Genomic DNA, 22,878 nt, shown 5'->3' with positions numbered 1-22,878 from the left:
CAGCCGTCTCACCGACTGCACCGAACGAGAGCGCACAGTAGGCAGCGACGCGCCGGTCATCGGAGAGAACGAAGGTGCGCGACGCACCGCTGGCCTGATTACGCAGCACACAGCACTTGAGTTAGTCGTCGAGGCTTGGTTGGGCTCGGCGACCACGTGAGAGTCCGGAATCCCAGCTTCAGGCCCGCTTGCAAGGCTGCCGTGCGGCGGCGTCTTGCAAAGCGCCCGCGTTCCACGCATGCCGCGCGGGCTCCCGCGCGAAACCCATGCCGAGTACGACTTCCATTACAGCTTTTGCTGCGCCACGAGTGCGGTCATCGCACCACACCGTTCTCCGTGCTCTTTTTCGGCCTGCGCGTGTCAGTCGCCGGGATTATGGTCGTGATAAGCGCCGTGCGCGCCAGTGCGGGTCCCGCCTCGACGATGCGTCAACTCCAGCCACGGCGCATACCGCCCTCGACTATCGCACGATGGTGGCAGTGGTGGCTGACCGAGTTCGTCAGCACCCCTTTTTGGATGTTCGAGCGCGCGGCGTTCATGGCGCGCGTGCGGCAGGTGACCGGTGGGCACGCCTGCGCTTTGCAAGCGTCGACCCTTAGTCGGCCGCCCCACCCGAGGCGGAGCGATTGCGCGAACTCATCTCGGTGTTGGCGGCCAAACGGCGGCGGCATCCCGTGACCGGCGCCGACGTCCCGTTCGGCCGCTCCATCATCGAGCAGAGTACGACCACGCCCCGCCGTGCGTCACAGCGGTGACCACCTATAACGGCCGGGCTACACTCGTTTCTAAGCGGCCTGACCGAAGAAAACAACACCAACCTTGATCGATCTGAGAGTCAGATCGATCGACGTTGACGGCCCGGATTTGCTTGGATGGAGGCAGGCGTTGTACGCCGTTGGGAGGCCGACCAATCATTTTCTCCAAAGCGTGCTGCTTAAGTGAGGTGCATCATGCTGATCATCAACGGCCAGCCGATTGCGGACGACCAGGTGCTTCGCGTGCGCGATGTTGTGCTCTCTGCGACGGACGATCGCCAGACGCAGCGGGATAAGCTCGCCCGCATCATGGTGGGCGAAATGTACCAGTTCGTGGGCTTGCTGGATGTGAACGGCATGATGCTGGAGATCAACCGGGCAGCGCTCGAGGCGGTTGGGATCCGGATGGACGACGTTCAGGGAAAGCCGTTCTGGGAGGCCCGCTGGTGGGTCATCGCGCCGCAGACCCAGGCATTGTTGCGGGAGCTGATCCGACGCGCTGGCCAGGGTGAGTTCATTCGCTGCGACTTCGAGGTTTACGGTCAGGCAGCAGGCGAGGAGACGATCACCGTCGATTTCTCGCTTCTACCCATCAAGGATCAGAACGGCAAGATCGTGTTCCTGCTACCGGAAGGCCGCAATATTACTGAGAAAAAGCGCGCCGAAGCCGAGATCGAAAAGAAGAACGAGGAATTGCAGGCAAGCCGGGAGTTGATTCGCCGCCAGCGCGACGAACTCCAGAGCCTCTACGATGAGATCGTCGCTGAGCAGAAAGTGTCGGAGCGGCTACTGCTCAATTTGCTGCCCTATCCGATCGCCGAACGCCTGAAGGCACGTCCCGAGTTGATCGCCGACAGCATCCCGGAAGTCATCGCCGACAGTTTTCCGGAGGTGACGGTGTTATTCGCGGACATCGTAGCATTCACCCGGTTTTCGGCAGGCATGAGCCCTGAGCAACTGGTGGGCGTGCTCAATGAAATCTTCACTGAATTCGACACCATCGCTGACCAGCGTGGACTCGAGAAGATCAAGACCATCGGCGATGCTTACATGGCGGCAGCGGGACTGCCGGAGCCGGCGGCAGATCACGCTGCGCGCACGGCGCATATGGCGCTGGACATGATCGACGCGTTGGAGCGCTTCAATCAACGCCGCGGCTACAACCTGCAGATGCGCATCGGCATCAACAGCGGCGCGGTGGTGGCCGGCGTGATCGGCAAGCACAAGTTCATCTACGATTTGTGGGGCGACGCGGTCAACACCGCTAGTCGGATGGAATCCCACGGCGTGGCGGGACGTGTGCAGGTGACGGATGCCACTCGGCGCAGGCTCGGCGCGCCATTCCGATTTGAAGAGCGCGGCACCATTGAGGCGAAGGGGATCGGTCAGCTACATACGTGGTTCCTGTCTGGCCGGGATCGTGCTCCGTCTGGATGATGCCTGTACCGCCGAAGGCGAATCGGGTTTCCAACACGGTGGTGGCCGCTATCCGCCATCACCTTTCGCCAAGCAATGCGAGAAGGCGACTGGCAAGCGCCACCAACGTGGGCTCGAAGCGGAACGATTCGGTTAGGGTCACGACCGCCCTTCCGCGAGAGTCAGACCCAATTCCGTAAGGCTAAGGTCAGGGCGCTCAATGACGGCCAGAACTCCGTCGCCCTCCTCGACCGAGTCACTCTCGCAGTCGACCTACCTTGCTTCAATGATCAATTGCATGGCTTGGCTCCGAGTATTGCGAGACTGATCAGGCCACTCTATAAGAAACCAGCACCGCCGCAGGAAGCACACGCGGCCCTTGTTGAGTGCCCCCCAAACTTTTGGGCGCTCTCGTCTACAGATGCCTATCACCGTGTTCCACCGTGACTCCCCGATTGCCCTCACCCACCATGTCCACCATCGATCGCTACGTCGAAGCGGCCACGCGCGACAACACCCGGCGCAGCTACCAGTCGGCGATCCGGCATTTCGAACGTGAGTGGCGCGGCTTCCTGCCGGCGAGTGCCGATGCGGTCGCGCAATATCTGGCCGACCATGTCGCGTCGTTGTCGATCAACACGCTGCGCACCCGGCTGGCGGCGCTCGCGCAATGGCACCAAACGCAAGGCTTCCCTGACCCGACAAAGAGCCCGCATGTCCGCAAAGTGTTGAGGGGCATCGCGGTGCGTATCCCGCGATGGAGGCGCGCGCCCGCCCCCTGCAACTCGAACGGCTCGAGCGCCTCGCGGGCTGGCTCGACGTGCAGATCCAGGCAGATGCGCGCCTGCGCTTGACTCACCGGCGCAACCGGGCGCTGGTGCTGCTCGGTTTCTGGCGCGGCTTTCGCTCCGACGAGTTGTGCCGCTTGCGCGTCGAACACATCACGATCGAGGCCGGCCTCGCGGCATGACGCTGTTCTTGCCGCGCACGAAGGGCGACCGCATGTTGTTCGGCACCACCTTCAAGGCGCCGTCGCTTTCGCGGCTGTGTCCGGGCGCGGCCTATGAGGCGTGGATGGCAGTGCCCGACCTGACCGAAGGCCCGGTATTTCGGGGGATCGACCGCTGGGGGTATCTGCGAAACGACGGTTTGCACGCCGGCAGCTTTGTGCCGCTCCTGCGCGCCCTGTTTGAAGCGACGGGCGTGCCTGCACTTGACGGCTACAGCAGCCACTCGCTGTGCCGCGGTTTTGCAACCTGGGCCAGTTCAAACGGCTGGGAGGTCAAGATGCTGCTGTGGAATACGTCGGCTGGAAAGACGTGCGTCGGCCATGCGCAATATCGACGCAGCGGACCCGTTCGCGCAGCACCGCATCGAAGCGGCGCTCGCGGCGACGATGGCACTGGAGTTGCCGTCGACAGATGCCGCAGCCCTGCGTTTGAAGGTTCCGGCGGCCGCCTCCCCGAAAATCCAGACTACCGCCGCCGGCATCGGTGGCTTCGACACCTGCCACCACGGCAACGGTCCTGGGCCACCGCGCGCGTGGACGATGAAGCCCGCCGGAGAACGCGGGCTACCCACCTGATGGTCAGCGGACCTCAATCTGCATAATGCCCTTTCAGTCCGTAATAGGCGATGTACAGGTAGCACACAACTGGAACGCAGAACGAGAGCTGTACGCCAATGTGGTCGGCCATGAAGCCCTGGATGAGCGGGACGATCGCGCCACCGACAATCGCCATGCACAAGATTCCCGAGCCCTCGCCGGTATGCTTGCCCAGCCCCTCGATCGCCAGCGTGAAAATGGTCGGGAACATGATCGAATTGAACAGGCCGATCGCGAGCAAAGCCCACATCGCGATCGTGCCCGACGCCAGTATTGCGATCACGAGCAGCGCCGATACGACGAAAGCGTTAAAGGCCAGCAAATAGCCGGGGCGGATCTTGCTCAGCAATGCAGAGCCGAGGAAGCGCCCCACCATGGCTCCGCCCCAGTACAGCGACAGGTATCGCGCGGCTGCCTCCTGCTGCAGGCCCGCAATCTGCGGCTGGCCCATGAAGTTCACCAGAAAGCTCCCGATAGCGACCTCGGCCCCCACGTACAGGAAGATGCCGACCGCACCCAGCACCAGGTGGCGATGGGCCCAGACGTTCTTGCGGACATGGTGGGTGTTACGGGCGTCGGGCACCTCGACCGGCGCTTCGGGCGCGTCGATCTCCGGCAGCTTCAACATCGCAATCGCGAAGGCCAGCAGGTAGAAGACGATCGCGAGCCCGATGTACGGGATTTGCACTGCGCTGGCTTGCGAGACGCCATAGGCCGCGAACTCCGCGGGATTCAATTTCTGCAACTCCCCGGCTGCCTTGATCGCCACCGAGAGAATCAACACCGAGCCAAAAACCGGCGCAAGCGCGGTGCCGAGCGAATTGAAGGCCTGGGTCAGGTTGAGGCGGCTCGACGCCAGCTCCGGCGTCCCGAGAATGGCCACATACGGATTGGCAGCCACCTGCAGCAGCGTGATACCCGAGGCGAGCACGAACAGCGCGCCAAGAAAGAACGGATAGGACGCGTGTTCCGCCGCGGGATAGAAAAGAAGGCAGCCGGTTCCCGCCGCCGACAGGCCGAGGATAATGCCCGCCTTGTATCCGAGCCGTTCGACCAGAAAGCCTGCCGGGAACGACATGATCAGGTATGCGCCGAAGAAGCAGAACTGAATCAACATCGCCTGCACATAACTCAGCGTGAATACCGCTCGCAAATGAGGGATCAGGATGTCATTGAGCGAGGTGATGAATCCCCACATGAAGAACAGGGATGTCAGGATGATCAGCGGTGTCGTATAGCTCGTCGCAGCTGGCGAGTTGCCGCCAGGTCGTGCGCTTCCTAAAGTCATGTCTGCCACAATGTTGTCTCCTCGGGTTCGAATCATCTGATGAGCGCGTCGGAAATCGACGCGTCGCGTTCGTCACATAGGGCAAATGCGACGCACGCAAGCGTTGCGTTTCCTTCCACGCGCTGCAAAATTGCCCTGGCGCGATTCTGTCGTTACGCGCGCAGGGCAAGTCAAAGTAGCCAGGCCAGATCGGCGTCAGACCTTGGCAATGTGCAGGAAGTTGGTCGTGCCGGCCACGCCGAAAGGCATGCCAGAGGCAATGACGACGAAGTCGCCCGCGTGCGCGAAGGCTTCACGTCGCGCGATCGCGCAGGCTTTGTTCACCATGTCGGGCACGTCGGAGACGCGTTCGTCGGCGTGCACCGGATGCACGCCCCAAACAAGCGCCAGGCGCCGTGCGGTGGCGAGTTCCGGCGTCACGCCAAGCACGGGCACCACCGGCCGCTCGCGCGCCGCGCGCAGGCTCGTGTAGCCGGATCGCGTGTAGGTGACGATCGCCGCGGCAGGCAGCAGGTTCGCGGTCTGCTGCAGAGCAAGGCAGACCGCATCGGCGACTGCGGCCTGCGGCGCCGTATGAGCGGCGTCGATCGCGCTGCGGTAGTCCGGATCGGACTCTACCTCTGCAATGATGCGGTCCATCATGGCCACAGCCTCGCGCGGGTATTGGCCGGACGCGGACTCGGCCGACAGCATCACGGCGTCTGCGCCGTCGTACACCGCATTGGCCACGTCCGAGGCTTCCGCGCGAGTCGGCACCGGCGCGGCAATCATCGATTCGAGCATCTGCGTGGCAACGACGACAGGCTTGCCAGCCGCCCGGCAGGCCCTGACGATCTGTTTCTGGATCCGCGGCACCTGCTCGGCCGGCAGTTCGACCCCCAGGTCGCCGCGCGCAACCATGATCGCGTCGGCCGCATCGACGATCGCGTCGAGCGAGTCGATGGCCGCCGGCTTCTCCAGTTTGGCCAGCACGGCGGCGCGCCCCTGGACGATCGCCTTCACCTCGAGCACATCCTCCGGCCTTTGCACGAACGACAGCGCGACCCAATCGACGCCCAGCGTCAGCCCGAACTCGAGGTCGGCACGGTCCTTGGGGGTCATGGCCGGGATGGGCAGCAGTACCGAGGGCACGTTCACACCCTTGCGATCCGATATCGTGCCGCCGGTGATCACCTGCGTCTCGGCGAAGTCCGGCCCGAAGCTCAGCACCTTGAGACGCACCTTGCCATCGTCGACCAGCAATTCGGTACCGGTCTCGAGTGCGGCAAAGATCTCCGGGTGGAGCAGCGGTGCGCGTGTGGCGTCGCCCGGCGTGGAGTCCAGATCAAGGCGAAACGCGGCACCGGCGTTTAGCGTGACCGGGCCGTCGGCGAGCGTGCCGATGCGCAGCTTCGGGCCCTGCAGATCGAGCAGCACGGCGATCGGCCGCCCGGTGTCCCGCTCGACGCGGCGGATGATCTCGAGCCGTTCCTGGTGCTGGGCGTGCGTCCCGTGACTGAAGTTGAGCCGGAACACATCGGCCCCGGCGTCGAACAGAGCGCGCACCGTGGCCAGGTCCGAACTCGATGGCCCCAGTGTCGCGACGATCCGGGCATTGCGTTTGCGATGCGTCATGTTCACTCCGCTTAAAAGATGAAGTCTGTGTTGATGAACTTCGATTGATGTTCGCGCACGATGGTGTTGAGCAACGCCATGTTCGGCTCGGTCTGCCGGGTCGCGACCATCGAGCGGATCGAGAACGCGCGCAGCGCATCGCTGACCGACAGCGTGCCCTCGGCCGAATCCTTGCGCCCGGCAAACGGGAACACGTCCGGCCCGCGCTGGCACTGGCAGTTGATGTTCACGCGGCAGACCTGGTTGACCAGCGGATCCACCAGCGTGCCGATCTGCGAGGCGTCGTTTCCGAAGATGCTCACCTGTTGCCCGTGATCCGAGGTGATCACGTAGTCGAGTGCCTCGTCCACCTCGTCGAAGCGCATGACCGGGACGACCGGACCGAACTGCTCCTCCCGGTACAGCTTCATCCCCTCGCGCACGGGATAGACGACAGCCGGGTTGAACAGCGTGCTGCAGAACGCACCGCCGCCCTCGTTGACGACGCGCGCCCCCTTTGCCACGGCGTCTTCGATCGCTTCCGTCATGTAGGCGGTGCGATGCGGCCCCGGCAGAGGCGTGATGTGCACGCCGGCTTCCCAGGGCATGCCCGTTTTGAGCCGGGCCAATTCAGCCGTGAATCGCTCGAGGAATGCATCGATGACACTGCTGTGCACGATCAGCATCTTGAGGGCCGTGCAGCGTTGTCCGTTGAACGACAGTGCGCCGAGCAGGCATTCCCTGGCGGCCAGATCCAGGTCGGCATCGGGCAGCACGATGGCCGCGTTCTTCGCATCGAGGCCCAACACGGCGCGCAGGCGGTGCGATTTCGGATGCTGCTTTTTCAGATGGTCCGCAACGCGGCTCGATCCGATCAGTGCCAGCACGTTGACGTTGCCCGAGGCCAGCATGCGCGGCACCACCAGTTGACCCGGTGCATAAATGGTGTTGACCACGCCGGGCGGAAACGCATCCCGAAACACTTCGAGCAGCGGCTCGAACAGCAACGTGCCATATTGTGGCGGCTTGAGGACCACGGTATTGCCCATGAGCAGCGCCGGGATCAGGGTGCAGAACGTCTCGTTGAGCGGATAGTTGTACGGCCCCATGCACAACACGACGCCCAGCGGCGTGCGGCGGACCTGGCCAATGGTTCCCTCGACCACCATGAATCGCGAATGGCCGTTGTCCATGTCCTTCAGCGCTTCGATCGTGGCCTGAATGTACTCGATGGTGCGATCGAACTCCTTGCGCGAGTCGGCGAGGCTTTTGCCGATTTCCCACATGAGAAGGTTGACGATCGACTGCCGGCGCTCGGCCATGCCTTTCACGAACGTTTGCATGCAGGCGATGCGGCCAGCGACCGTCATCGTCGGCCATTCGCCTCGGCCGTTGTCGTACGCAGCGACGGCGGCATTCAGCGCGGCGTCGCTCTGCGCCTCGTGCATGAGCGGGTAGCTGCCGATCTCGAGCTGGCTCACGTCGCCCGTCACCGGGTCGCGTGTGCAGACCGGCGACAGCACGGTTTTGCAGGGGCCGTCCCATGTGAGCAGCTCCCCGCCAATCAAGAAACCGCGCTGGTGAACGGGGGCGGTCAGACGGTGTTCCGCCGGTATCTCGTCGAGGGTTGGGAAATGCTGGGCGAGTCGCGAATCGTGATCGGTCGTCATGAGGTCTCCGAAGGCAGTGGGGACAGGTATGCAGCGTGTTGAGTCGAGGCGTTCAAGGCGCACGGCTGTAAGGCGCTTTGCCGGCAGCGCCGAAGTCGATCGGAGCAGAGCATGTGGGCATGGCGCCTGCGCGCGAAGTGCTGCAACGAGGGATTGAAGCCGGCGAGAAACGCCAACGCAGATTCGGCAGATGAAACCAGTGCACTGGCGTCCCCGCATTCATTGCGTCATTGCGAGGTGCCGGATTTTGTCCATGCGCTTCGCCGAGACCTCGCGCTGTTCCGGAAAGGCCCCGTAGCGCTCTTGTCGGCGAACTGGATCAGCCCTTTCTGCATCGACATCGCTTCGCCTTTTCGTCTCCAGGTACTATTCATTGCGCTCGACTGTAGTTAAACTACACAACAGTGTCAATTACAATTTTTGCCTAACTACATTGCCTCGGGCGGCAGCGACAGATGCCTGGCGATTCCGGCGGTATCACCGCACTTTTCGGTGCGGCGCAGGCGCGCCTCCGATGCAGGCGCGGCCCCAGGCGGAGAGCCTGATCCTGCTGATCGCTCGCCAGCACAAGCTCCACGTGCAGCAGCAGGCCGCCGCGGCTGACCAGAGCAGTGCCATCTCGAAGCTGGCGAACGACAAGGAAGTGAGACTCTATGTCTACAGGTGCACCTAACAAATTTGCCCCTGGCGAGAGCCAGCACGCCGACGGACCGAGAATGCTCGCCGACATCGGGGGAACCAACGCGCGCTTTGCCCTGGAGTCGGGCGCCGGCGAGATCGGCCAGGTTCGCGTGTATCCGTGCGCCGGCTATCCGGGTGTCGCGGAGGTCATCCGGCAGTATCTGAAGGACGCGAAGGTCGGCCGCGTGAAGCACGCGGCCATCGCCATTGCAAACCCGGTCGACGGGGATCAGGTGCGCATGACCAATCACGACTGGACCTTCTCGATCGAGGCCACGCGCCGTGCGCTCGGCTTCGACACGCTCCTGGTCGTGAACGACTTTTCCGCGCTTGCCATGGCGCTGCCGGGTTTGACCGACGCGCAGCGCAGCCAGGTGGGCGGCGGCCAGCCCCGCGAGAACAGCGTGATCGGCCTGCTCGGGCCGGGCACGGGCCTCGGCGTCTCGGGGCTGATTCCCGCTGACAACCGCTGGATCGCCCTTGGCAGCGAAGGCGGCCATGCGAGTTTCTCGCCGCAGGACGAGCGCGAGGATCTCGTGCTGCAGTTTGCGCGCACGAAGTCGCCGCACGTGTCGTTCGAGCGCGTGTGCGCGGGCCCCGGCATCGAACTGATCCATGGTGCGCTCACCGCGCGCGAAAAGAAGGAGCTGCCCGCGAGCCTCGACACCGCCGAGATCGTCAAGCGCGCGCACGAGGGCGAGGCACTCGCGGCCGAAACCATCGAATGCTTCTGCGGCATTCTCGGCAGTTTCTCAGGCAATCTCGCGATGACGCTCGGCTCGCACGGCGGCATCTATATCGGCGGCGGCGTGGTGCCGCGCCTGGGCGAGCTGTTCACCCGCTCGTCGTTTCGCCGGCGCTTCGAAGCCAAGGGGCGTTTCGACGCCTATCTCGCGAACGTGCCGACCTACGTCATCACCGCGGACTATCCGGCGTTCCTCGGCGTTTCGGCGATCCTCGCAGAACACCTGTCGAGCGAACCGCGCGGGCGTCCCGGCAAGGCATTGCCGCTTTGACTTCGCTGTACCGCAAGGAACAACCCGATCGATCCATCGTGGCCACGAGTGCTCACGTGCCGACGGTTACACGGGCCGTATTGCCCGCGCGTAAACGTTGGAGTACTGACGCATTCAAGACCGCGTCGTCCAGTTCGACAAAGGCACGCCCACGAAACGATGCATAACCGCAAGCTATCTCAAAAGGCAATGCTGCTCCCCTTGCCGATGGCGTACGTCAGGGATGCGTCGCTCGCAGCACATCTGGCCTTCGCGGTGTGCCGCGCGGGTCAGGGGAATCGGCATCAGCTCTACCAGCTTATCCGCATGACCTATCTTTCATACCTGCTTTGGCAGGACGGGTATGGAGACGCGGCATACGAACTGTATTGCAAGGCGGAAGGCGCATTGGAGGCTGCGGCCGAGCACGCCTTTGCAACGGATGATTGGCGCCTCGGCGATGACGCAGTCTGTTTAATGCAGGAGGTCGTCCGAATTTACGATGGCCAAATGGGCTCGGTTCGTCGTCGACGTTACTTGCAATGCACCGCCAAACTCGACCGTTTGCTCCGAATCGAAATACCGGACAAGCTGCGCGGACAGGATCCTCATGCTGCGGCATTTTCACGTTGAGGCGCTTGTGAGCCAAATGTCACCTCGGAAATCGAGTGACCGTTGATCAAACAATCGTTTCCAACGGAGGAATGGATGTCATGACGATGAGTCGGTTTGCCGACAAGCAGAGATGGTCATGAACTTGCCCGAGGTGGACAAGGCGCCAGTTGCCGAGGTCGCGAAGTAGCACGGAATCAGCGAGCAGACGACCTACAGCTGGCGACTGCATTTCGGTGACCTGGGGGCGGCACGCATCCCGCGTAGATGGCGTCGAGATCGATCCCGGCTAATACAATTCCACTCTCTCGGCCTTTCCCTGTTTTCGTCTGCAACAATGACATCTGTCCGCCGATGCTCTCGCGAGTGTCGCGGTCGCCTTCCTCTATAGCACTGCTCGGTCGCCTTGCAGACTCCGTGTTCCGGCCTACCTCCGCAGTTCCTTGGTCCCCTCGATACTCGCGGCCCTACCCGGGGCCAAGTACATTGGACGAGAACAACACGCCCGGCGCAATCTGAACGAGCTGACTCATCGGCGAAATGTCCTATGCGGTTGAACGTCGAAGTGGGCGGCGGCGTAGCGAGCGTTGCAGTTCCACACCTCGACCCCGTCGCGGGTGAACGTTGCCCACCCGTCCTTCACGGTCACCGTCGCTCTGGGGAACACGGCACCGTGCCCATCTGCAGTTGCGCCGAGGATGGTGCGCTCCCGGCACGTTGCAATGTACTCGCCGTCGACCAGCATGCTGCCGCTCTGTTTGCTCTCCATCCCGTATACCGTTGCAAGATGGTCGTTCAGGAAAGCATTGCCGGGACAGTAATCATCTGACCTTCACTGTCGCGTTTTGCGCCATCTGGCGATCGACTGAATGGTGGCGAACGGCCTGTATTTCTGGGCCACTCAACATTCGAAAGCGCAAACAAGAAACCCGCCGAGGCGGGTTGGTGAGACGGGCGTCGGAACGAAGCAGAAGTGGGGTTGCGGCCCGGTATCGATGGCCGCCTTTGGGTACGTTCGTTCCGACTTAGGACCAGTCTACGAGCATCGGCCTACGTCCCCTACTGGGGAAAGTCGCAATGGCGAGGCAATGAAGTGATTCAGCGTAAACGACTTCGAGTGCCGTCGTTCAAGCCTTCAACAACTGCTGCGCGTTGTCCCGTCAAGAACGTCTCACCTAGACTTGACCTTGATCAAGGCGACGAGGTAGGGCCACCGTCTAGCCTTCCCGATTTGGCAACCCCCACGCCCGCGTTAGGAGAAAGGCCATGCTGACCCAGAAAACGAAAGACATCGTGAAGGCGACCGCACCGGTTCTGGCCGAACACGGTTACGACATCATCAAGTGCTTCTACAAGCGTTTGTTCGAAGCCCATCCTGAACTGAAGAACGTGTTCAACATGGCCCATCAGGAACAGGGCCAGCAGCAACAGGCGCTGGCACGTGCGGTCTACGCATACGCCGAGAACATCGAAGACCCCGGCAGCCTGATGGCCGTGCTGAAGAACATTGCCAACAAGCATGCGAGTCTCGGTGTCCGACCGGAGCACTACCCTGTCGTCGGCGAGAACCTTCTGGCTGCTATCAAGGAAGTCTTGGGTGCCGCAGCAACCGACGAGATCATTTCCGCATGGGCGCAAGCCTATGGGAATCTCGCCGATGTCCTGATGGGGATGGAAAGCGACTTGTATGAGCAATCTGCTTCAAAGCTAGGCGGCTGGACAGGCTGGCGCACCTTTGTCGTGCGCGAGAAGCGGCCCGAAAGCAGCGTCATTACGTCGTTCATCCTTGAACCTTCGGACGGCGGCCCCGTCGAGAACTTCGAACCGGGGCAGTACATCAGCGTTGCGATCGATGTGCCAGCCTTGGGGTTGCAGCAGATTCGGCAGTACAGCCTGTCCGACATGCCGAATGGGCGCAGCTACCGCATCTCTGTGAAGCGGGAAGGCGGCGGTACGCAGCCAGCGGGCTATGTTTCGTGCTTGCTACACGATCACGTCAGTGTGGGTGACGAAGTCAAATTGGCTGCGCCGTATGGTACGTTCCATATCGACGTGAACGCCACGACGCCCATCGTCCTCATCAGCGGTGGCGTGGGGCTAACGCCCATGGTCAGCATGCTGAAGCGGGCGATACAAGACCCGCAACGTCAGGTCGTGTTCGTACATGGTGCTCGCAACAGTGGGGTACACGCCATGCGTGACCGCCTGCGCGAAGCCGCCAAGACGTATGCCAATTTCGATCTGGTGGTGTTCTATGACGATCCGCTGCCGCAGGATGTCGTAGGCCGGGACTACGACTATGCAGGGCTTGTCGATGCCAAGTCGATCAAGGATGCGATTCTGTTGCCTGACGCCGACTACTACATCTGCGGGCCGATCCCGTTCATGCGGATGCAGCACGACGCCCTGAAGGATTTGGGCATCCGCGAAGCGCGTATCCACTACGAAGTGTTCGGCCCTGATCTGTTCGCCGAATAACAGGAAGTCGGTGGGAAGCATTCGGGGACGAACTAACTGCCAGTAACGCTTCCCAGCTGATACGATCTACGGCGATCACGCGATTGGCGAAAAGGCTGCCTGATTTGATCGAACTGGCGGCAGTACCTATCGGCGATACACCGGGGAAACCCGGCTGCAGGGCGAAGATTAGAGCGCGTAGCCTCATTACGTGCCGCATTTAGGTAGTCCTCGCCTAGATGCCTTTTGCCCGCCTTGTGCGGGCTTTTTCGTTGATGCCGTGCAACAACTCACCGATGGCGGCGCTGATCCAGCGTCGGCTAGGGCGGGTAGTCGCCAATGGTTCACTCAGGATCACTAATCGCGCGTTGCACTCGGCTGACGGCAACAGTCCGCATCCACCTTAGACGCTGACCGTTGCCCGCCAATCACGCAATCATTGCATCCGGTTTGTCCTTCAGTTCCATCAACAGTCCTACAGTCGGTCGGTCCTGGCTGCTGAATGTCCAGACGTGGCAGGGACTTCACGATCTTCATCGTTTCCAGACTGACTGTCGCGCCCCACTGGTCAAGATAAGTTCGCGGCGCGACCTGTCATCTATGATCTGCCGTCCGATGCCGGACGCAACCATCATCGCCTGACATTCCGTTGCGAAGGGACGTTTGCCGTCCGCCGCAAGGCGTCCCAGGCAATCGATTGACCCGTCCAGAAAATATGCGGGCATACCCCGATAAAGGACCATCTTGCATGCTGAGTTGACGACGCTAGAATACTTCCTCCCATTCCGCAATTCGCCAGTTTGATCAGATATTACATCTCAATTTCGCCGCACTAACAGCAGGCCGAATGTCCCACTCTTGCTATCTCAGTCTTCGCTGACACGAAGTCGGCCAAAAGACTGGCAGCAGCACCCGAGTTCCATGCCGCAAAGCAGTAAGTCACTCGCCGTCGATGCTGTAGTTACGGCGCTGGACATCTGTTCCAGTGCCAACCGTAATCATGAACCGAGGCTACTTCCACGTAAGGAGACACGCATGCTAAGTCCGCATGAATTCACCACGTTGATGCTGGTCAACGACGCGCCGGATCAAATCGAAACGAATCGCGATGAGATTCACACACTCTTGGAACAACATCTGGTGATCTTTGAACGGGTGGCGTCCGGTCACGGACGACCTTGTATCACACCCGAGGGCCACGCCATCCTGAAAGCTGTAGCGCGTGTTCGTTAGCTAGCCCCGCAGTCTGTCCGCGTGTACAGTGCGTATGGAGGGAATGGACTCCGCCTTGTCTGACAAGCCATTCCCGCCTCGAAGGCAACCGCCAGCGAACGCTCACTGGTTGTGACGAAGGAGGCTGCAATGATCGAATCGTGGATTGGGATTGTGATCGGAACGGTCGTGCTGTTGATCGCGACAACTGGTGTGACAAGGCATTATCTTCGCGAACATCGTCGTGCAGAGTTGCTGCGGCATTTGGATCACCATGACTGGTGCCGCTGGACCCGGTCCCGCCATTGACCAGATGACGGACGACTTCACCATAAGCCGGTTCCGGACAGCGTCCGCTTCAACTTCATTCACGGTGTCAGCGGATCGCCCACGACCCGTTTTCCGTTGTTTGTCTCAATTCGGGATGTGATTCCACGACCGATATTTCCACGGGACCACTTCCTCGAGCGATGTTACTTTGGGTTGTGGCATGCCAACACTCGGCGAATTACCAAGGCCCAGCGGCGCGAGCTTTTGTGCGAAAAGGTCTCGCCGCTCGTCAGGAATGAACACCCATGGACGCACTGGCCAGCTCGCTGAAACATGGAGATCCCTGACGAGAGCGGCGCATAGATGGTTCCAATGCGTATGCCAAGAATTCAACCTCTTTATGAGCGCTTCGAGAGTCGACGAGTACGTGATCTCGCAAAGGAAGATGGCCTCATCCCTCAGATTGACGGCGACCACGTCACAGTACCAGTGCCGACCTGGCGATGCATCGGGGTTACTTCCCGCATCTAGCTGTATGCAGCATTCCATATTCAGGAACATCGCGCGGTCGGCTCTCAGATAGTCAGTGACGATCCCTTGATAGTAGTCCACTCGATGCCTCCCCCTCGTCGACGGTGTCCGGTCCGCTTTTCCCTTGCGTCAACTCGACATTACGCCGACGATCTTGACGTCAGCCGGACTCACTCGTAGCCGGCGTGCTACTGCACGCTGCGCTCGCGTGGTCAGGTCGTATCCCTTCGTCGGATCTGCCACCCGCGCAATGAAGTCGACGCGGCCCGTGACGGCCTTTCCCAGTTTCACTGCCTCGTAGCACGCGGACACCGCCATTCGCTCCATCGTGCTATTCCTTTGCGCCAACGCTAGCCGGCGTTTTCCTCTACAACAACGACATCTGTCCGCCGATGCTCTCGCGGAAGTCGCGGTTACTTTCCTCTGCAGCACTGCCCGGCCGCCTTGCAGGCTTCGTATTCGGAACGATCTCCACAGTCCCTTCGTCCCGTCGATACTCACGGCCCCACTCGGGGCTAAGTACATCGGACGAGAACAACACGCCCGGCGCAATCTGAACGAGGTGACTCATCGGCGGAATGTCCTATGCGGGTTGAACGTCGAAGTGGGCGGCGGCATAGCGAGCGTTGCAGTTCCACACCTCTACCCCGTCACGGCTGAACGTTGCCCACCCGTCCTTTACGGTCATCGTCGCTTTGGGGAACACGGCATCGTGCCCATTTGCAGTTGCTCCGAGTATGGTGCGCTCCCGGCACGTTGCGACGTACTCGCCGTCGACCAGCATGCCGCCGCTCTGTTTGCTCTCCATCCCGTTTCCCACATTATCGGCTTGTGCCGTGATTACTTGATCAACTGCATCCCGGCGACTTTCGCAGCCGTCACGTCGAAAGTAGCCGTGTACTCGCATCCGGCTACATGCCCGGAGCGCTCGATCAGGCAGTCCGCGAAATACGGCTTTGGAGATGCCGCGAAAACGCGAAGTGCCTTTCGCACCGTGTCCGCACCTTCAACGACCAACTCCTTGGTGCCGATCATCGATTCGATGATGTCCTTCATCTGCTCGCGCTCGACGCCATAGCAGCGCCCGAGTACCCACACCACCTCGACCAGTGCGACCTGCGAAACGTACCCCGGCCGCTCGGCTGATAGGGACTCCATCAGCGCCGTCGCCTTCTTCGACTGAACGGCGTCGTCCTGGGCGAAGTAGCGGACCAACACGTTCGTATCCAGTCCGATCATCGCGCAGATGCCCCCTGCTCGGCGATGGCCCGATTCATGTCTTCGACCGACACCGGTTTAGCGGGCTTCTTCACGATGCCCTTGAGCGACGCGAGCGAGCGCGTGGCCGGATAGATCTCATACCGGCCGGTCGCCTCGTTGAAGCTGAATTCGATCCGGTCTCCCGACTCCAAGCCAAGCTGATTGCGCACGTCCACGGGGATCGTGACCTGCCCCTTCGACGTGATAGTTGCTGCCGTCATGGTGACACCTCCGATATTCCTTACTTTATGGTAAGGAATATCGAAAAGCAAGGGCGAAACCGCTGACGTACCGCACGGCCAAAGGCCGCGCAGATTGACGGGCATCACTCGCCGAGATCAATCGCGGCGACAGCTTCCCGCTGTTCGCGTTCGGACACGTCCAAATAGGGCGAGACGTGATCAACGTCGACATGTCCCACAAGCAACTGTACGGCCTCAATGGAATGGCCACGAGCAAGAAGCCTCGAAGCGAATGTTCGACGGCCTGAATGTGAACCGTAGCCCCCCCCAAGCCCGGTCGCGCATAAGAGGCAAGTCACGTCGTCCTGGAGGCTGTCAGCGCCAGATACTCGACCGTTTCGTCGTGGTAGTTCACGCGCCGCTTCACACTGAGCCCTTGTGCGTCAGGATCAACGGCCACATTGGGCATCAACCCACGCCACTTGCTCCGGTCGAGCGCTGTGGCCTTGCCGCGGTCCCAGCGCAATTTGATGCAGCGCTCCAATGCCACGACAGTCTTGGTATGGCTCCGATAGACGCAACGCTCCTTCGAGCCCTTGCAGATCGAACCGCGTAGGCTGACCTCCTCCCGAAGACGGCCGGACCGCTGGAGCACATCGGCGACTTCGAGCTGAGCAATCTCGGTCACGCGCATGCCGCAGGCGAAGCCGAGTGGCAGGACGAGCACGTCGCGCTCCGGGTGTCGACTTGCGACAAGCCGCCGCCGGCGTCGATATCCGCTGCATCCGGAAAACCTACGTCATGCCTCAATCGAGACGTGCGCCATCTACCTGCACGGCGAGGATGATGGACGCCAAGTCTGCCGTCGAATTTTGTATTGCGCCCCGTCGCCGCGACTCGTGCGCTGCGCCTGTGGTTAACGATCCGGCCGAGCACACTGCCAAGCCACAACCGGCTCATCGTCATAGTCGTGCGTGACGGCGTTCGCGAGCCACTCGCTCTTGATGCTGAGGCGTTCGTCGCCGATACACTCGGTCGCTTCCCGTGTCGTGAACAAGAAACAGCGATGCGATCTTGGACCTGTCGCCGTCGATCATCGGATCGTTGGCCTGCTACTGCCGAGCGATTCGTCGACCAGGCTTGCGTGGTTGTCAACGCGGCATGGCAAAACACGGGAATTTTGCGTCCGCCCCACCTATACTAGGGCCACCCGAAGAACCCGGAGGAGACGATGAACAACAATATTGTCGGCAGCGAGGCTCCCACCACCATCCAGCTTGCCACCAAGGCTTACGCCAAACTGCTGTTGGCGGCCTTTGCGCTGGTGCCGGCATATCTCATCGTGTACCTGTATTTCTTCCAGGACCCGTCGCTGAAATTCGAGAATCATGCGTTTCACGAATTGGCGATCGCTGCCGCCACCCTCGAAGGGGTGTTCGTTACCTACGTATGCTGGCGTTGCTATCGCTCATCGGGGGAACCTTTGCTGCGCTGGCTTACGCTGGGCTTTCTGGGTTTTTCGCTGATCTATGTATTGCACGGCATGTTTACCGGCATGGCGCATCACAATATCTGGCTGTTCCTGCTTTATGGACCGGCCTCGCGCCTGACCATGTCAATCCTGCTTCTCATCGGGCAGCTCTCCTATAGTCGCTCCGCCGATAGCGTGATGACGCGCGTCGATCACCGCACCTGGATGACTTGGATCGCGCTGTTCGTGATGATCGACGTAGCAGTCGCCCTGATCGCCTATTCGCCGTCTGCTGGCAACTTGTGGGTGCGACTGTCGATGGAGGGCGGTGCGCTGGTGCTTTCGACGATCAACGTAATCGCGCTCGTCGCGCGCCGTATTCGCTCGCCGCTGATGACCCTTTACGGTATCTCGGTCACATCGTTTGCGCTCTCGTCACTCGCCTTCATCCTCGGGCGGCCATGGAATCATATGTGGTGGCTCGCGCACGTCATTTTTGCGAGCGGATTTTTCCTGCTCAGTTACGGTGTCGTGCAGGCGTTTCACACCACGCGCTCCTTCTCGAAGATCTACAGTCAGGAAGAACTGCTGGCGCGGTTAAGCGAAGCGATGGCCCGCACCGAACGAGCCCTGCACGAGCTGCAGCGGACCAACGAAAAGCTCGAACATATGGCCGCGACGGACCCGCTCACCGGCGCGGCGAACCGGCGGCAATTCATCGATAGTGTCGAAGCTGAAATTGCCCGCGCAAAACGCAATGGCGCACCGTTCTCGCTGCTCGCGCTCGATCTCGACCACTTCAAGACAATCAACGACAGCTACGGACATCAGGCGGGCGACCGGGTCTTGCAGCGTTTCGTCAAGACTTGCCTCGACGCGATCCGACCGTATGAAGGTGTCGCCCGGGTCGGTGGCGAAGAATTTATGGTGCTGCTGCCACGGGCGGCACTCGATACCGCGCTATTGATCGGCGAGCGTCTGCGCGCGGCGATCGCCGGGGAGCCGTTCGAAACAGGCGCGGGCAATCCGATCGCAATCACCGTAAGCGTCGGCGTATCGGAGTTCGGCCGTGATGGCGAAACCATAGATGCAATTCTGCGCGCGGCGGACGAGCGCATGTACCGGGCGAAGCATCAGGGGCGCAACTGTGTCGTCGCGACATAGCGACGTGAGGCTTCCTGCCGACCGTCGGCTCCGGCGGAAGATCAAGGCGCGGCATTTCCGCGAGACGGTCGCGATGCATGAATCAGCGAACCGGGTTGCGGCGTCAGCGACAGCCGCGTGGGCGCATTCGTATTCGTGCGGACGAAGGGCTGCAGGACCCTTCGATTTCGTGCCGTCTCGCATGTTGGCTCGATTCGCCCGGCTGGTAACGATTCGAAGCTCGGGCATCTACCTACGGAGCGATGTGCCACATTTCCAAATCGCAAAGCAGAATGCTTCCACGTGGAACGGATCAAGGTGGCCGGATCGCAATACGAATATCACATCCGCAGCATCCAGCACTTCGGGTGCTTTGCGAGGCACGCGTCGGCGGCACGAACATCGCGGCGGCGACACAGCAATCATCGATCGAGACCAACCGTCACGCTTGCGTTGCGGATTCAACCGGTCGATGCAACGGATTGATAGGTTCGTTCAGCTTGCCAGCAAGGTCGTGAGTGCCGCGATCGTATGCGGCCGCGCGTACCAGAAGCCCTGCGCTTCGTCGCATCCAAGTTCGCGCAATCGGTCGGCCTGTTCGACTGTTTCGACACCCTCGGCGGTCACGCGCATCTTCAGTGCATGCGCCATTGCGATGATCGCGCCAACGAGTTCCGAACTTCCCGCGTCGTCAGGCAGCCCCGCGACAAACGAGCGATCGATCTTGACCCGGTTGACCGGGAAGCGGGTCAGATAGGACAGGCTCGAATACCCGGTCCCGAAATCGTCGACCGCGACCTCGACGCCAAGTTCGCGGATCGCGCGAATCGTTCGCAGTGCGCGTTGCGTATCGGTGAACAGCACGCCTTCGGTGATCTCGATCTCGAGGCACTGAGGCGCGAGCCCGCTGCGATCCAGCGCGGCCTGGATGATCTCGAGGAGATTGCCACGCTCGAACTGCTGCGGCGATACATTCACGCACACGCGCGGCAGATGCGGGACGACGCGACGCAGCTTGCCGAATTCCTGACACGCGGTGCGGATTACCCATTCACCGATCGTGTCGATCATTCCGCTCTGTTCCGCGATCGGAATGAATTCGGCTGGGCTGATCTCGCCGTGAGACGGAAGTTTCCAGCGCATCAGGGCCTCGACTTGCGCGATGTCGCCGGTCTCGAGCGTCACCTGGGGCTGGTACGTCAGCCAGCACTGCTGTCGCTCGAGTGCGCGGGCGAGCATCGACTCCAACTCGAATCGCCGCGCGGCCCGCACGTCAAGCGCGCTGGAGAAATGCACGACGCCGTTCGCCCCCGCGTCGCGTGCAGACGACAGCGCGACATCTGTACGGCGCATCAGTGTGTCGACATCTTCGCCGTTGTCGGGATACGTCGCGATGCCCGCGTGAGCGGCCACGCGAAGATGCGCACCGACGAACTCGACCGGCTCGCACGCGTGCGAAACGACCTTGTCAATCAATTCCTCCGATGCCTCGTCGCTGAGCAGCGCGAATTTCCCTTCGCCGATACTCGCGAGTGCATGCGCGCGGGGGATGCGCGACCGCAATCGTTCGCCGATCACCTGTGCGACCATTTCAACGCCCGGCTGCCCAAGCACATTGCGGATTGTTTCAAGCCCGGACAGCGCGAACATCACGACGCTGAAACGTTCACGAACAGCACGCGCACGCGTAATACGCAGGTCGAGCCGCTCGGCGAACAGTCGGCGGTTCGGCAATTGCATCGAATCGTCGAAATGCGACGCGTACCAGCGTTGGTAGTCCGACAGCGGTTCGTGCGCGCATTCGACCAGGAGACCGACGAATTCGTCCATTGCGTGCGCGTGATAGGTGCGATCTTCAGCCGCACTCGTGGCGGCATCCGGTGCAGGTGCCCCATTAAGCTGCGATATATCGACCCGCACGAGCCGCAATGCGTCCAAACGCCCGCTTACAAACCAACGACTGCCATTCAGTTGCGCGACAGGCGTATTACAGGACACACCGCCCGGTGAGGCCAGGAGCGCCTGAATCGTCGAGCGACCGACGTGCATTGTGGCCGGATGGCCGGTCAGCGCTTCGAACGCGCGATTGACCCAGCTCAGCATCCCGTCGGCGTCACAGAGAAACATCGGATGCGCAGCCTGCAACGCCGCCTGTTCGAAACGCAACGCACGCGCCGGTGCTTCGGACAAACGCGGTCCGCCGCTCGAATTGCCACGTGGGGGCCACGCGTCGACCGGATTACCGGGTGACATTTTTTCGTTCATCGGATTAGGCTTCGGTCATCGCTCTGCGATGACAAGGAAAGGCGGGCCGGCAATGATTGGCCGTGCGGCAAGTCGCGATAGTTCTCGTCCGACAGCAAGGTTAGGCCCGCTCGCCGGATCCCGAGATCATAAGTGATTTAGCCGGTGCGCAACGCATCGGCACCCGATACGATGCGACTGCGTCGGCTCTACAACGCTGCCGCACCATGGGCCGACGGCTTTATCTTGTGCGTCGCGCATCGAGCGGACAGTTCAGCTGTCGCGCGGAGGCTTTTCTTCTCGATTCATGGTCCCGTTGTACCAAGGACGGCGCCAGATAAATCAATGATTATCTTGATAGACGCAAGATGCACGCGGATTTCGTGACGGAATGGCCAGCAAGACACTCCAGCGCGTCATGGAAGACGCTCGACGCGGAGAGCCGCTTGATCCCCAGATGCTGCGCGACAGCGGCGTGAGCGCCCAACTGACCACGTATCTGGTCAATGCCGGGTGGTTGCAACGCCTGTCGAAAGGGGCTTATCTGTTGACGGGCGACGCGCCCACGCGTGACGGATCCTGGCTTATCTGAGCCGACGGGTTCACGGACTGCATGTTGGCGGCAAGACGGCCCTGGACTGGCACGGTGTGCGCCACAACCTGAATTTTCGAGAGCGCGTCGTTCTTTGGGCCGACCGTCCGTATGTCATGCCTGACTGGGTAGACGAACACATGCCCTATACGCTGCAGACGACGCGCTTGTTCGATATGAGTCTGTCGCCAGGAACGGGGCTGTCGACACGCCCCAATCTCGATCCGTCGATTCTTGTTTCCGAGCCCGAGCGCGCCCTGCTCGAGCTCGCGAGTGACGTAGGCAAGCGGCGCGAGAAGGGGCAGCCGCTGGAGGAAGCCATCCATATCGCGTCATCGCTGCCCGATCTCCGCCCGGAGGTGCTCGACGGACCGCTGTCGCGCTGTACGCGCGTAAAAGTGGTCAAGCTGGTGCGTGACCTGGGTAAGGCCAGTGGATTTCCTTGGGGCCGCAATCTGCAACGACATGTCGACCGGCTCGGGGGCGGCAGGCGCTGGACAAGCAGCCGCAAGGGCGGCCCCCGACTCAACCTGAAAGCCTGACGAACGGGTTACTTCAGCAGTTGCGCCTGTGCCAACAAACGACCGATATGTTGCTGTCGTTCCCTCAGTGCTGGTGACCGCCCAGACGCATTTCACATACCCCGCTCGGCGGTCAAAGGTGCACGGCCAACGACCGCATTTTGTAGCCCTTGCCGCAACTGTCCATTGATATCGACGGGGTATCCCGCGCACTGCTGAGATGGTCGTTAGGGAGAGCGCTGGGCGCGGCGAGAGTCTGGTACCCGGAGCCGGACTTGAACCGGTACGCACCGGTCAGAGCGCGGCGGATTTTGAGTCCCCTGCGTCTACCGCTTTCACCATCCGGGTTCGACTGGTGGGCCTGGCCGGACTTGAACCG

21 protein-coding genes, 1 tRNA gene and 3 pseudogenes are annotated in these 22,878 nt (G+C 61.4%); 12 read left to right on the top strand and 13 right to left on the bottom strand.

The features are described 5' to 3' along the window. Positions 1–950 precede the first annotated feature (950 nt). The 3 genes from ACV229_RS31375 to ACV229_RS31365 all read left to right on the top strand — a co-directional run bounded on the left by ACV229_RS31375 (position 951) and on the right by ACV229_RS31365 (position 3,756). On the top strand, positions 951–2,192 hold the full coding sequence (locus ACV229_RS31375) for an adenylate/guanylate cyclase domain-containing protein (protein WP_448086970.1): 1,242 nt from the start codon (positions 951–953) through the stop codon (positions 2,190–2,192). A gap of 449 nt (positions 2,193–2,641) precedes the next feature. Next, complete coding sequence (locus tag ACV229_RS31370) at positions 2,642–3,025, top strand: hypothetical protein (RefSeq protein ID WP_448086969.1); 384 nt, start codon at positions 2,642–2,644, stop codon at positions 3,023–3,025. Between the two features lie 476 nt (positions 3,026–3,501). Next, positions 3,502–3,756, top strand: coding sequence for a hypothetical protein (locus ACV229_RS31365; protein ID WP_448086968.1), 255 nt, complete (start codon positions 3,502–3,504; stop codon positions 3,754–3,756). A 13-nt stretch (positions 3,757–3,769) separates the two neighbouring features. On the opposite strand, the gene fucP is transcribed toward ACV229_RS31365, so the two are convergent. From fucP to ACV229_RS31350, 3 genes are all read right to left on the bottom strand, one after another. Next, positions 3,770–5,065: an L-fucose:H+ symporter permease gene (gene fucP / locus ACV229_RS31360; protein ID WP_448087041.1), complete on the bottom strand. Its 1,296-nt coding sequence runs from the start codon at positions 5,063–5,065 to the stop codon at positions 3,770–3,772. 195 nt (positions 5,066–5,260) lie between these two features. Further along, positions 5,261–6,679: a pyruvate kinase gene (gene pyk, locus ACV229_RS31355; protein WP_448086967.1), complete on the bottom strand. Its 1,419-nt coding sequence runs from the start codon at positions 6,677–6,679 to the stop codon at positions 5,261–5,263. A gap of 11 nt (positions 6,680–6,690) precedes the next feature. Further along, entirely contained in the window at positions 6,691–8,328 is a 1,638-nt protein-coding gene (locus ACV229_RS31350) for an NADP-dependent glyceraldehyde-3-phosphate dehydrogenase (RefSeq protein WP_448086966.1), read from the bottom strand. A 514-nt stretch (positions 8,329–8,842) separates the two neighbouring features. Here ACV229_RS31350 and ACV229_RS31345 point away from each other — a divergent pair. From ACV229_RS31345 to ACV229_RS31330, 4 genes and pseudogenes are all read left to right on the top strand, one after another. After that, positions 8,843–9,001, top strand: a complete 159-nt coding sequence (locus tag ACV229_RS31345; protein WP_448086965.1) for a hypothetical protein — start codon at positions 8,843–8,845, stop codon at positions 8,999–9,001. After that, positions 8,982–9,998, top strand: a pseudogene (locus ACV229_RS31340) (glucokinase); the annotation flags it as partial. The gene ACV229_RS31345 and the pseudogene ACV229_RS31340, both read left to right, overlap by 20 nt. A 186-nt stretch (positions 9,999–10,184) precedes the next feature. Further along, positions 10,185–10,637 carry a hypothetical protein gene (locus ACV229_RS31335; protein WP_448086964.1) on the top strand — a complete coding sequence of 151 codons (453 nt, stop codon included), beginning with the start codon at positions 10,185–10,187 and terminating at the stop codon, positions 10,635–10,637. Positions 10,638–10,717: 80 nt separating this feature from the next. Further along, positions 10,718–10,881, top strand: a pseudogene (locus ACV229_RS31330) (transposase); the annotation flags it as partial. A gap of 264 nt (positions 10,882–11,145) precedes the next feature. On the opposite strand, the gene ACV229_RS31325 reads toward ACV229_RS31330, so the two are convergent. Continuing rightward, a complete protein-coding gene (locus ACV229_RS31325; RefSeq protein WP_448086963.1) occupies positions 11,146–11,385 on the bottom strand; it encodes a hypothetical protein in 240 nt (79 codons plus the stop codon). 497 nt (positions 11,386–11,882) lie between these two features. On the opposite strand from ACV229_RS31325, the gene hmpA reads away from it, so the two are divergent. The 3 genes from hmpA (at position 11,883) to ACV229_RS31310 (ending at position 14,594) form a co-directional block, all read left to right on the top strand. Beyond that, positions 11,883–13,094, top strand: coding sequence for an NO-inducible flavohemoprotein (hmpA, locus tag ACV229_RS31320; RefSeq protein WP_448086962.1), 1,212 nt, complete (start codon positions 11,883–11,885; stop codon positions 13,092–13,094). A gap of 1,014 nt (positions 13,095–14,108) precedes the next feature. After that, positions 14,109–14,306, top strand: a complete 198-nt coding sequence (locus tag ACV229_RS31315; RefSeq protein ID WP_448086961.1) for a hypothetical protein — start codon at positions 14,109–14,111, stop codon at positions 14,304–14,306. 129 nt (positions 14,307–14,435) lie between these two features. Beyond that, positions 14,436–14,594: a hypothetical protein gene (locus ACV229_RS31310; RefSeq protein WP_448086960.1), complete on the top strand. Its 159-nt coding sequence runs from the start codon at positions 14,436–14,438 to the stop codon at positions 14,592–14,594. 105 nt (positions 14,595–14,699) lie between these two features. On the opposite strand, the gene ACV229_RS31305 is transcribed toward ACV229_RS31310, so the two are convergent. From ACV229_RS31305 to ACV229_RS31275, 7 genes are all read right to left on the bottom strand, one after another. Further along, positions 14,700–15,167 carry a hypothetical protein gene (locus ACV229_RS31305; protein ID WP_448086959.1) on the bottom strand — a complete coding sequence of 156 codons (468 nt, stop codon included), beginning with the start codon at positions 15,165–15,167 and terminating at the stop codon, positions 14,700–14,702. Positions 15,168–15,453: 286 nt separating this feature from the next. Further along, on the bottom strand, positions 15,454–15,657 hold the full coding sequence (locus tag ACV229_RS31300; RefSeq protein WP_448086958.1) for a hypothetical protein: 204 nt from the start codon (positions 15,655–15,657) through the stop codon (positions 15,454–15,456). Positions 15,658–15,669: 12 nt separating this feature from the next. Further along, a complete protein-coding gene (locus ACV229_RS31295; protein WP_448086957.1) occupies positions 15,670–15,894 on the bottom strand; it encodes a hypothetical protein in 225 nt (74 codons plus the stop codon). 32 nt (positions 15,895–15,926) lie between these two features. Next, a complete protein-coding gene (locus ACV229_RS31290; RefSeq protein WP_448086956.1) occupies positions 15,927–16,325 on the bottom strand; it encodes a PIN domain-containing protein in 399 nt (132 codons plus the stop codon). After that, complete coding sequence (locus tag ACV229_RS31285) at positions 16,322–16,567, bottom strand: AbrB/MazE/SpoVT family DNA-binding domain-containing protein (protein ID WP_174383011.1); 246 nt, start codon at positions 16,565–16,567, stop codon at positions 16,322–16,324. Before ACV229_RS31285 ends, ACV229_RS31290 begins: the two co-directional genes overlap by 4 nt. A gap of 104 nt (positions 16,568–16,671) precedes the next feature. Further along, positions 16,672–16,887, bottom strand: a complete 216-nt coding sequence (locus tag ACV229_RS31280) for a tyrosine-type recombinase/integrase (RefSeq protein WP_448086955.1) — start codon at positions 16,885–16,887, stop codon at positions 16,672–16,674. Beyond that, positions 16,884–17,255, bottom strand: a complete 372-nt coding sequence (locus ACV229_RS31275; protein ID WP_448086954.1) for a hypothetical protein — start codon at positions 17,253–17,255, stop codon at positions 16,884–16,886. The genes ACV229_RS31280 and ACV229_RS31275 overlap by 4 nt, the downstream gene beginning before the upstream one ends. Positions 17,256–17,759: 504 nt before the next feature. Between ACV229_RS31275 and ACV229_RS31270 the strand changes: the two genes are divergently transcribed. Then, the gene (locus ACV229_RS31270; protein ID WP_448086953.1) at positions 17,760–19,163 is read left to right on the top strand and encodes a sensor domain-containing diguanylate cyclase; all 1,404 of its coding nucleotides are present in this window, start codon (positions 17,760–17,762) and stop codon (positions 19,161–19,163) included. Between the two features lie 474 nt (positions 19,164–19,637). Here the strand turns inward: ACV229_RS31270 and ACV229_RS31265 are convergent, their stop codons facing one another. Continuing rightward, positions 19,638–21,395, bottom strand: coding sequence for an EAL domain-containing protein (locus ACV229_RS31265; RefSeq protein ID WP_448086952.1), 1,758 nt, complete (start codon positions 21,393–21,395; stop codon positions 19,638–19,640). A 382-nt stretch (positions 21,396–21,777) separates the two neighbouring features. On the opposite strand from ACV229_RS31265, the pseudogene ACV229_RS31260 reads away from it, so the two are divergent. After that, a pseudogene (locus ACV229_RS31260) lies at positions 21,778–22,520 on the top strand (type IV toxin-antitoxin system AbiEi family antitoxin domain-containing protein). 236 nt (positions 22,521–22,756) lie between these two features. Here the strand turns inward: ACV229_RS31260 and ACV229_RS31255 are convergent. Beyond that, positions 22,757–22,847 (bottom strand) — tRNA-Leu (locus ACV229_RS31255). Between the last annotated feature and the right edge of the window lie 31 nt (positions 22,848–22,878).

It is taken from the genome of Burkholderia sp. MR1-5-21, assembly GCF_053427715.1.
Note: the sequence above shows the minus strand (reverse complement) of the source record. Positions and strands in the feature narration are given on the sequence as shown.

Excerpts from the sequence above, each read along its gene's own strand:
- ACV229_RS31350 (WP_448086966.1), bottom strand. The coding sequence starts at position 8,328 with ATGACGACCGATCACGATTCGCGACTCGCCCAGCATTTCCCAACCCTC.
- ACV229_RS31300 (WP_448086958.1), bottom strand. The coding sequence starts at position 15,657 with ATGAGTCACCTCGTTCAGATTGCGCCGGGCGTGTTGTTCTCGTCCGAT.
- ACV229_RS31370 (WP_448086969.1), top strand. The coding sequence starts at position 2,642 with ATGTCCACCATCGATCGCTACGTCGAAGCGGCCACGCGCGACAACACC.
- ACV229_RS31345 (WP_448086965.1), top strand. The coding sequence starts at position 8,843 with ATGCAGGCGCGGCCCCAGGCGGAGAGCCTGATCCTGCTGATCGCTCGC.
- ACV229_RS31290 (WP_448086956.1), bottom strand. The coding sequence starts at position 16,325 with ATGATCGGACTGGATACGAACGTGTTGGTCCGCTACTTCGCCCAGGAC.
- ACV229_RS31295 (WP_448086957.1), bottom strand. The coding sequence starts at position 15,894 with ATGGAGAGCAAACAGAGCGGCGGCATGCTGGTCGACGGCGAGTACGTC.
- ACV229_RS31365 (WP_448086968.1), top strand. The coding sequence starts at position 3,502 with ATGCGCAATATCGACGCAGCGGACCCGTTCGCGCAGCACCGCATCGAA.
- ACV229_RS31325 (WP_448086963.1), bottom strand. The coding sequence starts at position 11,385 with ATGGAGAGCAAACAGAGCGGCAGCATGCTGGTCGACGGCGAGTACATT.
- ACV229_RS31270 (WP_448086953.1), top strand. The coding sequence starts at position 17,760 with ATGAACAACAATATTGTCGGCAGCGAGGCTCCCACCACCATCCAGCTT.
- ACV229_RS31285 (WP_174383011.1), bottom strand. The coding sequence starts at position 16,567 with ATGACGGCAGCAACTATCACGTCGAAGGGGCAGGTCACGATCCCCGTG.
- ACV229_RS31265 (WP_448086952.1), bottom strand. The coding sequence starts at position 21,395 with ATGTCACCCGGTAATCCGGTCGACGCGTGGCCCCCACGTGGCAATTCG.
- pyk (WP_448086967.1), bottom strand. The coding sequence starts at position 6,679 with ATGACGCATCGCAAACGCAATGCCCGGATCGTCGCGACACTGGGGCCA.
- ACV229_RS31375 (WP_448086970.1), top strand. The coding sequence starts at position 951 with ATGCTGATCATCAACGGCCAGCCGATTGCGGACGACCAGGTGCTTCGC.
- ACV229_RS31315 (WP_448086961.1), top strand. The coding sequence starts at position 14,109 with ATGCTAAGTCCGCATGAATTCACCACGTTGATGCTGGTCAACGACGCG.
- ACV229_RS31310 (WP_448086960.1), top strand. The coding sequence starts at position 14,436 with ATGATCGAATCGTGGATTGGGATTGTGATCGGAACGGTCGTGCTGTTG.
- ACV229_RS31335 (WP_448086964.1), top strand. The coding sequence starts at position 10,185 with ATGCATAACCGCAAGCTATCTCAAAAGGCAATGCTGCTCCCCTTGCCG.
- fucP (WP_448087041.1), bottom strand. The coding sequence starts at position 5,065 with ATGACTTTAGGAAGCGCACGACCTGGCGGCAACTCGCCAGCTGCGACG.
- hmpA (WP_448086962.1), top strand. The coding sequence starts at position 11,883 with ATGCTGACCCAGAAAACGAAAGACATCGTGAAGGCGACCGCACCGGTT.